This is a genomic window from Xanthomonas sp. JL1, assembly GCF_038405005.1.
In genome coordinates this window covers 79,928-89,398 of the sequence record NZ_JBBYGR010000006.1, presented here as the reverse complement: position 1 = coordinate 89,398, position 9,471 = coordinate 79,928, and the positions used below count along the sequence as shown (strand labels likewise).

The following is a 9,471-nucleotide window of genomic DNA, read 5'->3' as shown; positions in this document are numbered from 1 at the left end:
CCCTGTTTCTCGCGGGCCGCGCCAACCTGATTTTTTAAGCGCCCGCTCCAGCAGGCTCATTCCTTCATCGTCCACTTCGCTCCACTTGGCAAAGTAGGAATGCACCGTGCGCCACTTCGGAAAGTCACTGGGCAACGCACGCCACGGGCAACCTGTCCGTAGCAGATACAGCACTGCGCACCACACCTCATACATATCCACTGTCACAGGCTTGGTGCGCTTGCGGGCTTGCTCCAGAATCGGGCGGATTTGCTCGAACCGCTCACGGCTCACGTCACTTGGATAGTTCTTCTCGCGCATTCGTGGAGTTTGCACGGTTTGAATAAGATTGTGAACAGGTTCTTAGCGTATTGCATTCTGCATCGGTCTCATCCCCGTGCCGTCTCAGTGGTGATAACCGACGTCGGCAGCGATCTTGCCGCGGAACACACGGTACGACCACACCGTATAGCCAAGTACCAGCGGCAACAGGATGACCAGGCCCACCATCGGGAAGATCTGCGACGACGGCGGCGATGCCGCCTGCCAGATGGTGTAGCTGGGCGGTACCAGATACGGCCACATGCCCAGCACCAGGCCGATAAAGCCCAGCACGAAGATCGCCAGGGTCAGCAGGAACGGCGACGCATCGCTACGTGAGATGTCGCTGCTGCGCCAAAGTGCGAGCGCGACGACTGCGGTCATCAGCGGAATCGGCGACAGCCACCAGAAATTGCCGTGCTCGAACCAGCGCGCCATCACATGCGAGCTCAGGAACGGCAACCACGCACTGACCAGCAACACGAACGTCACCACGACACCCACCAGCGGTTTTGTCAGTTGCCTCGCCAGCGTGTGTGTGCGGCCTTCGGTCTTGAGAATCAGCCAGGTGCTACCGAGCAAGGCATAACCAGACACCAGCGCAGCACCTGTGAGGATGGTGAACGGGCTGAACCAGCCGAACACGCCGCCGACGTAGCGACCGTTTTCCAGTGGTATGCCTTCGACCAGCGCGCCAAGAATGATACCTTGCGCGAAGGCGGTCATGATCGAGCCGGCGATGAACGACAACGTCCACAACCGGCGCGAGCGCTGCGCCTTGAAGCGGAATTCGAACGCCACACCACGAAACACCAGTGCCATCACCATCGACAGCACCGGCAGGTACAGGCCGGATAGAATCACTGCATACGCGGTGGGGAACGCAGCGAACAGGCCGGCGCCGCCAAGCACCAGCCAGGTCTCGTTGCCATCCCAGATCGGCGCGGCGGTATTCATCATCAGATCCACTTCCTGCTCGTCGCGCGCGAACGGTGCGAGCATGCCCAGCCCGAGCACGAAGCCGTCCAGCACCACGTACATCAGCACGCCGAAGCCAATCACGCCGAACCACACCACCGGCAACCAGTCACTCAGTTCCATGGCGTGTTCTCCTGTTCCAGTGATGTGTCTGCCGCAGACAGCGGGCGTGCCGGCGTGTGCTCGCCACCGGCCACATCCGGGCCGTCGCGGCTGGCTTGCGGCCCGGCGCGCACCAGCTTGGTCAGATAAAAGATGCCGAAGCCGAACACGAAGGCATACCCCAAGACGTACACCAGCAGCGACACTGCCACCGTCACCGGCGATTGCGGGCCCACCGCATCGGCGGTGCGCAGCAGCCCGTACACCACCCATGGCTGGCGCCCGATCTCGGTGACGAACCAGCCGGCCACCAATGCAATGAATCCGGCGGGCAGCATCACGTTCCAGACCAGGATCAGCGGTGTGGCGTGCAAGCGCCCGCGCCACCACGCAATGGCCGAGATCCAGGCCAGCAACAGCATCGCCATGCCCAGGCCCACCCTGATGCGGAAGGCGAAGAACACCGGCGCCACCGGCGGCCGTTGATCGCGCGGTACCGAGGTCAGCGGCGTGATATCGCCGTCCGCGCTATGGGTCAGGATCAGGCTGCCCAGGCGCGCGATGGCCATCTCGTAATCGTTGCGCTGGGCCTCGGCGTTGGGCAGGGCAAATACCACCAAGGGCACACCGGCGCCATTGCCTTCGCTATGCCAATGCGCCTCCATCGCGGCCACCTTGAGCGGCTGATGTTCCAGCGTGTTGAGCCCGTGTTGGTCGCCCACCACTATCTGGATCGGCAACACGATGGCGGCAAATGCAACAGACAAGCGCAACATGCGCGCGCCCGCATCCACGTGCAGCCCCTTGCGCACGTAATAAGCGCCGACGCCGCCAACCACGAAGCAGGTGGTGATGAACGAGCCCAGCGCCATGTGCACCAGTCGATACGGAAACGACGGGTTGAAGATGATCTGCATCCAGCTGACCGGCTGCACGATGCCGTTGACCATCGCGTAGCCGCGCGGGGTATGCAGCCAGCTGTTGGACGACAAGATCCAGAACGTGGACACCAGCGTGCCGATCGCCACCATGCAGGTGGCAAAAAAATGCAGCTGCTCGGACACCCGGCCCCAGCCGAACAGCATCACGCCCAGGAAGCTGGCTTCCAGAAAGAACGCAGTGAGCACTTCATAGCTCAGCAGCGGGCCGATTACGCTGCCGACGATGCGGCTCAGCTCGGGCCAGTTGGCGCCGAACTGGAACGCCATCACGATGCCGCTCACCACGCCCATGCCGAACGACACCGCAAAGATCCGTAGCCAGAAAAAGTACAGTCGCTTCCACGCGTCGTCGTGCGTCCGCAGCCAGCGCCACTCGAGAAAGCCCAGCAGATTGGCCAGGCCAATTGTGAAGGCGGGAAACAGCACATGGAAGGAAATGACGAAGGCGAACTGGATACGAGACAGCAGCAGCGCTTCCACAGATCTCTCCTAACGCCCTTTCGGTGTGCGGCCGTGCCAGCACAGAGTCCGCGGTGCGGGCACCAGCCGGGCGACGACAAGCGCAGCTGGCAACAGTCGCGTGCGCAAGCAGGCGCGCTTGGCGGCGAACGCGGTTTACCGCCTCGTGGCGCACGCAGCGGATGGCGACAAGCCTGCGCGCATCACGCGCGGAAAAGAGTGACCGAGCGCACCGTGCATCACGATGACGGCGCGTGAGGGACATCGGGCAGTCAACGTAGACGTGCACTGCGCGAATCAAGTGAGCGCAACTGTGCGTCGCATCACGCTCCGCGCACATGGCGCAGGCCGCGCGGCACCAGCCAATCGGCGAACACGGCATTCGTCGAGCCGGGGGTAAGGCAGAGCGCGTCGCGACTGCCTTGATCGCTTCCGCATCAGTCAAGCGGGCGCGCGCGTTGTACGCCATGCACACCGCGCGGATGGTGCCTTCGGGAATCCCGTCGAACACGTGATAACCAAGCGGGCCACGGCGATGTTCACCCCGCCAGTCGTCCAGCTCCGTTTGCACATCGGCCTGCACGGGCGCGGAGACTGCGTGTATAAGACACCTCGTTTCGCTTCAGACAGCGCGTGTTGGCGGCAAGTGGAACGGATGGTATGAACACGCTGTGCACGCGCTCTCCGCGAGCCGGGCGTAGCGTGTTGGCAACACAGCAGGCCCGACGCGGTTTTCTGACGGGTTCATGCGGCACCACGGCGGCGTCGGCTTACGTCATCTCCGGCTGATATCCTGGCACCGATGCAGACACGCAATCGAGCTGACCCAGCGCTCGACCAGACCGGCACCTTCCTTTGGACGTGCTGCAGTGCCGCCGCAAACCTTGCGCTCCTCGACGTTTCGCCACTTTCGAGACGGCGAACGACCGCGACCATGACGCTTGGCACTAGCGCAATCGATCGCTTCCATGCGTACTTCGCCCGTCGCCATCACGGCAGCTCGACTTGAGGGGAGAGCGCCGTGCCATGCACAGACCGTGACCGCATGCAACTTCCGAGGTGGTGTGTCAGTGCACTTCGCGCGGCCGTCACAATTTTCAATTGAACATGTAACAGTCATTGCGGACAGAAGCGCTCATGGACCGTCTTTCCTGCGCCATCATCGACGACGACGTGGAGTTCTGCGATCAGGTGGTTGAACTCGCCACCGATAGCGGCTTCCGTGCTAAGGGCATCCACACCCTTGGCGAAGCCAGCCGCTGGCTGGACAGTAACTTTCCCGACCTGTTGGTGGTGGATGTTGGCCTGCCAGACGGCAGCGGTTTCGATCTGATCGAACGGCTCGACCCGGATCACACTCCACAGATCGTCGTGGTGTCGGGCGATTACGCGCGTGAAACCCAGGGCCGTGCGCAGCAGTTCGGGGTCAGCGAATTCTTGACCAAGCCATTTGCGCCGGAACGCCTGGAGCGTGTGCTTGGCGGACTGCGCGAAGCGCAACAAGGCAACCTGGGCATCGTTGGCAAAAGCGACAGCATCGTGATGCTGCGCAAGGACATCGTGCGCGTCGCGCCGACCGATCTGAATGTGTTGGTCACCGGCGAAACCGGCACCGGCAAGGATCTGGTCGCGCGCGCCATCCATCGCGTGTCCGGCCGCAGCGGCCGCTTCGTGCCGGTCAACTGCGGCGCCATTCCAGAGGAGTTGCTGGCCAGCCAGTTGTTCGGCCACGAGCGCGGCAGCTTCACCGGTGCCGACCGTCGGCACGCCGGGTTCCTGGAGCAGGCGGCAGGCGGCACGCTGTTCCTGGACGAAATTGGCGAAATGCCAAAGCGGTTGCAGGTGTATCTGCTGCGGGCGATCGAATCGCGCAGTTTCATGCGCGTGGGCGGCAACGAAGAAATCGTACTGGACGCGCGCGTGGTGGCAGCGACGCATCAGCATGTGCAGCGCGAGCAGGCGGTGCTGCGCGAAGACCTGTTCTACCGTCTCAACGAATACCCGATTCAGGTGCCGCCGTTGCGCGAGCGCCGTGGCGATGCGCGCCTGCTCGGGCTGCGCGTGATCGACGAGCTCAACGTCAAGTATGGCAAACGCAAGTTGCCGACCAAGTCGCTGCTGCGTTATCTGGCGTGCCACGTCTGGCCGGGCAACGTGCGCGAGTTGCGCTCGTTTATCCACTATCTGTATCTGCGTTCCGATGGCGATCTGTTGAGCGCACCGGATGTGGAGCAGGCCGTACCGCAGGCCGACGAAGACGGCTTGCTGATTCCTGCTGGCTGGACCATGCGCCAGGCCGAAGACGCCATGATCGAATCGGCACTGGCACGCACGCGCTTCAACAAGAAGGCCGCGGCGCGTGAACTGGGTATCAGCGTGCGCACCCTGCACAACCGGCTCAGCGACAAGGATGCGTAGTGACTGACGCACCGCGTGGGCAGCGGCGCGAGCTGCTGCACGAGTTGCGCAACCGGCTCAATGTGATGGGCTTTGCGTTGTACGCATTGCGTAACGAAACGTCCAAGCCGCTGGAAACGCTGCGCACGGCGCATCAATCTGCAGTCGAGTTGCTCAATCAGCTTGGCGAAGCAGAGCGCGCCTTGCAGCAGGCTGGCGAACGTCCCGGCGATACTGCCCCGGCGAAAACACCGATCAGTGATTGGCCGGCTCGGTCTGGTGGCTGAGCAAGGTGGTGATCGTGAGTGGATTGTAGGGCTTCATGCAGTAGGACAGATGCGCAAAGCGGGCCGGCAAGGTGTAGCGGTCGTAGCCGGAGCAGAACGAAAACGGCACGCCGCGCTCCATCAACGCATCGGCGACCGGAAACACGGCGTGTCCGCGCACATTGACATCCAGCAACGCGCCATCGATGGCCTGACCGGATGCCACCAGCGAGAGCGCATCGGGCACATTGCCCACGGGTCCCAGCACGCGGACGCCGGCTTCCACCAGCAAGTCGTTGAGCGATTCGGCCAGCAAAAAATCGTCCTCGACCACAAGAATGCGGCGGCCGGTGAGTGCAGTCTCATGCATGGCAGGCTCCAGAACGATGGCGCGTCAGACGACGCGCGTGCGAATGGTGCCTGGATCGCAGGTTAACGCGGCGCGTAAGCACGCCCTTCCAAGACCGGTCTCCTCAATGCAGACACGCGAGTGCATACAGGCGTTGGGAGACAAGTGCTGCATGGCGGTCTGCCGTGCTTTGAGCAATCATCGCCGATTGCGCCTGAGCTCAGCGTTGCGAACGATAGTGCCGCCATGACCGACGACGAAATTTCCAGCACCGAGACCGCCCCTGACATCGCCACGCAGCCGCCCTTATTCGTGCTGGGCGTGGGCGCCGCGCGGCTTGATGCAGGCCGCTTGGCAGAATTGCTCGATGCGGTAGCAGGCGCTGCGAATCTGGCGATCATGCTGCTGCTGCGCGATCGCCAGTTGCTGGACGAGGCGCACCTGCGCGCATTGCTTGGTAAACAAGCCACGCTGTTGTCGGTGCCCTTCGATGGCGAGAAATTGCAGCCGGGGCGCTTCTATCTACCGCCTGCCGATACCGTGGTCACGCTGGAGGAAGGGCGTATCCGCCTGCGGGCATTGCCCAACGGCGAAAGCGACCACGGGTTGATCGACAGTTTCTTCGTGTCGATGGCGCACGATCAGGACGGCAATGTGATCGGTCTGATCATGGGGCGTTTCGACGGCGACGGCACGCTGGGCACGGCAGCGATCAAGGAATGCGGCGGCCTGGCGCTGGCCGTGGACGATGCCTCGCTGCATGGGCTGGATCTGCGCAGCGCAAATAATCCGGCTGCCATCACCGACGACATCCTGCCGCTGCCACAAGTGGCTGCACGCATCGCTGCGCACATGCAGCGTCACCACGGCTTCGGTCATCCGGGACCGCTGGGCCTGTGCAATGGCAGCGAGAGCGACAAGCTCAGCCAGATTGCCGCGATCCTGCGCAATACCACCGGCCACGATTTTCACGGTTACAAACGCGCCACGTTCCTGCGTCGCGTGCAGCAGCGCATGCAGGTCGCGCAGGTGGAAATGCTTGAGCAGTATCTGCACATCCTGCGCTACCGCTTCGACGAGCCGTTGCAGCTGTTCAACGACCTGCTGATTGGCGTGACCAAGTTTTTTCGCGACCGCCGCGGATTCGAATTGCTCGAGCAGCAGGTGATCCCGCGGTTGTTTCAGGGCAAGCACACCGACGACAGCATGCGCGTCTGGGTGCTGGGTTGCTCCACCGGCGAAGAAGCCTATTCGCTGGCGATGCTGCTGCGCGAGCATGCCGAAACCCTGGACAGCGCGCCACGTATCCAGATCTTCGCCAGCGATATCGACGGGCGTGCGCTGGCCACCGCGCGGGTGGGGCGCTATGCCTCCAGCATCGTGGGCGAGGTTGCGCTTGAGCGCTTGCGGCGCTGGTTCGTCAAGGAAGGCGACACCTATGTGGTGAACAAGGAACTGCGCGAGCTGTGCGTGTTCTCCCAGCACAGTATCGTCAAGGATCCGCCGTTTTCGCGGCTGGATCTGGTCTCGTGCCGCAATCTGCTGATCTATCTGGATGCCGAATTGCAGAATCGGGTCATCCCGATCTTTCATTTCGGCATCCGCCCGGGCGGCTATCTGTTTTCCTGATTAGCCCTGACCTTCAGCTGCAGCACCTCCCAGCTTATCGCGAAACCCGCCCAATGCCAGGCCGCCATGGGGTCTTGGCTGAAAGAACGTCGCACCGTCTCCTCGCGTCAGCAGCACCTAGAGTCAGACGTCATGGAAAACATCGGTCAAACGAAGCTATGTGCAGGACTGCAACAAACATCCAGCTGAGGGTCGGGGCTAATCAGGAAAACCATTACGCCGCGAACTGCAGATCGGCGAGCAGGCATACACCTTGATCATCGATCCGCAAGGTTTGAAGTTGGTCGAGAAAGGCAGGCGCAAAGGCGTGGCCTTGCGCTGCGACGATCTGATCAGCGGCGATGCCGCGCCAGCCAGTGCATTGCAGGCGTCGCTTGAAGGCCATTAGCGCTGCGATGCAGGGCGGCATTCAGAGCGCTGACAGAACGACTGCACACACCGCCAGGCGAGCGCGGCGGATGCTCAGTGCCGCACGCATGACGCATGCACTGCGGTTTGCGTGCGCCGTGAACGTCCACCTGTAGGTGGTGTAGCTACGCTTGGCAGCCATTGATCGTCCGACGACCAGCGCACGTGCAGTGATCGGCCTGGCGTAACCATCCGAAGAGGTGACATCTGGCCGACGCCACTGGACATGAAAGCAAGCGCACGCACCGTGTGCAATCCGCACGCAGGCGACCAACGCGTGCGCACCGCTCAGCTTGTTGCGAACAGCTTCGCCAGCTCACGCACCGCCGCTTCCGATGCCGCGCGGTCAGGCGTGCCATCGGCATTATTGAAGTCGTGTGCGCCTTGCGCTTGCACCAGCAGCCCATCGCGCCGCGGCACGACATTGAGATTGTGGGCGCGCCAGACCAGGCCATAGGTGACTTCCGGTTGCGGGATCAAGCGTGCGGTTTGCCCGCGCACCGGAATCACGCTCTCATCGCCCAATAGTGCGCGCGCACCGTAACCGGTGGCATTGATCAGAATCTTCTCGTGCAGGTCGCCGAACTGGCGCGGGTGCTCGAACTCCCGCGTGTAGAGCTCGCCGCCTGCCTGCAGAAAGTCCTCCATCAATATGCGCGCATAGGCGCTGATGTTGAAGGTGAGCTGGCTGTAGCGGCGCACGAATGGCACCGGAAATGGATGGCTGCCGGCCGCCACCGGTTGCGAGCCCGGGCCGAGATCATCGATCAGTTCGCGCTCCAGCGGCGGATAGTCCGGCTCATGCGCTTCGGTCGACGCGATGGGTTGATCGAACGGCACATCCGAGAGCACGTAGCCATCGCGCCATTCGATCGGCTCACCGGGCAGGCCCAGCAAGGTCTGATAACGGCGAAACGACGTGCGCGCCATCTGTTCCCAGCGCGTTTTGAAATCAGCAGTGGCGTATTCGCTGGTGCACACGCGCGAATCCGGCGACCACACGCCGGTGGCGTAGAACGAGCGCACATCCGGCAGACGTTCGCGCGCATAGATGCGCACGCGCAAGCCGGCGCGCTGGGCCACCAGGGCGGTGGTCAGGCCGATCGCGCCACAGCCGATCACCGCCAATTCGCGCGCGGCAGGGTCGGCTGCATGCACCAGCCGCAGCGCCTGTTCGGCCGCGCCCCAGGAGAGCGACCACCCGCTGCCGCCATGCCCGTAGTTGTGCACCATCGTCTTGCGGCCGATGCGCTCGGCTTCGATGCGCGGCCCCTGCGCACGGAACGGGCGCGTACACCCGTTGATGGCGATGATGCGATCGACCGAGGCGCGCATCGGTGCCAATGGCGGCATCGCCGCGAACGGCGCAGGCGAAGTACCCGGTGGCGTCTGCGGCTGCGCAGTGGACGCGATGGCCAGCGCCTTGTCGGTTGCTGCCCGGCTGGCCGTGGAAGCGGCCGCCAGCGCAACACCGGCGCTGCGTAGAAAATGACGACGGTGCATGCAACTGCCTTACGTGCTGTGATGGGTGAGGTGCTCGCCACGCCGCGGCAAGCCACGCCTGCGTGGTCGCACTCTGTGGTGATACCACTCCGTGCGATCCGCCGCTGGCGGCCGCCGAACGCTGCACGCGCAGTACCGG

8 protein-coding genes and 2 pseudogenes are annotated in these 9,471 nt (G+C 63.1%); 4 read left to right on the top strand and 6 right to left on the bottom strand.

Annotated features, from left to right (window positions below):
- The 4 genes and pseudogenes from WJW29_RS01510 to WJW29_RS01495 form a co-directional block, all read right to left on the bottom strand.
- A partial coding sequence (locus WJW29_RS01510) for an IS5 family transposase (protein WP_027703955.1) occupies window positions 1-300 on the bottom strand: 300 nt, incomplete at its 3' end.
- A gap of 84 nt (window positions 301-384) precedes the next feature.
- The gene (gene cydB, locus WJW29_RS01505; protein WP_011407525.1) at window positions 385-1,401 is read right to left on the bottom strand and encodes a cytochrome d ubiquinol oxidase subunit II; all 1,017 of its coding nucleotides are present in this window, start codon (window positions 1,399-1,401) and stop codon (window positions 385-387) included.
- The gene (locus tag WJW29_RS01500; RefSeq protein WP_011407526.1) at window positions 1,392-2,801 is read right to left on the bottom strand and encodes a cytochrome ubiquinol oxidase subunit I; all 1,410 of its coding nucleotides are present in this window, start codon (window positions 2,799-2,801) and stop codon (window positions 1,392-1,394) included. Before WJW29_RS01500 ends, cydB begins: the two co-directional genes overlap by 10 nt.
- Before the next feature lie 302 nt (window positions 2,802-3,103).
- Window positions 3,104-3,384: pseudogene (locus WJW29_RS01495) on the bottom strand (hypothetical protein).
- Window positions 3,385-3,917: 533 nt separating this feature from the next.
- On the opposite strand from WJW29_RS01495, the gene WJW29_RS01490 reads away from it, so the two are divergent.
- Both WJW29_RS01490 and WJW29_RS01485 read left to right on the top strand, forming a co-directional pair.
- On the top strand, window positions 3,918-5,198 hold the full coding sequence (locus tag WJW29_RS01490; RefSeq protein ID WP_011407527.1) for a sigma-54 dependent transcriptional regulator: 1,281 nt from the start codon (window positions 3,918-3,920) through the stop codon (window positions 5,196-5,198).
- Entirely contained in the window at window positions 5,198-5,464 is a 267-nt protein-coding gene (locus tag WJW29_RS01485) for a hypothetical protein (protein ID WP_011257545.1), read from the top strand. The genes WJW29_RS01490 and WJW29_RS01485 overlap by 1 nt, the downstream gene beginning before the upstream one ends.
- On the opposite strand, the gene WJW29_RS01480 is transcribed toward WJW29_RS01485, so the two are convergent.
- The gene (locus WJW29_RS01480) at window positions 5,433-5,813 is read right to left on the bottom strand and encodes a response regulator (RefSeq protein WP_103057273.1); all 381 of its coding nucleotides are present in this window, start codon (window positions 5,811-5,813) and stop codon (window positions 5,433-5,435) included. The genes WJW29_RS01485 and WJW29_RS01480 overlap by 32 nt on opposite strands.
- A gap of 225 nt (window positions 5,814-6,038) precedes the next feature.
- Between WJW29_RS01480 and WJW29_RS01475 the strand changes: the two are divergent.
- A pseudogene (locus WJW29_RS01475) lies at window positions 6,039-7,415 on the top strand (CheR family methyltransferase); the annotation flags it as partial.
- Between the two features lie 259 nt (window positions 7,416-7,674).
- Entirely contained in the window at window positions 7,675-7,809 is a 135-nt protein-coding gene (locus WJW29_RS01470) for a hypothetical protein (protein ID WP_014504770.1), read from the top strand.
- Between the two features lie 308 nt (window positions 7,810-8,117).
- Here WJW29_RS01470 and WJW29_RS01465 read toward each other — a convergent pair whose 3' ends face one another.
- Window positions 8,118-9,332, bottom strand: a complete 1,215-nt coding sequence (locus WJW29_RS01465) for an FAD-dependent oxidoreductase (protein ID WP_011407530.1) — start codon at window positions 9,330-9,332, stop codon at window positions 8,118-8,120.
- Window positions 9,333-9,471 lie beyond the last annotated feature (139 nt).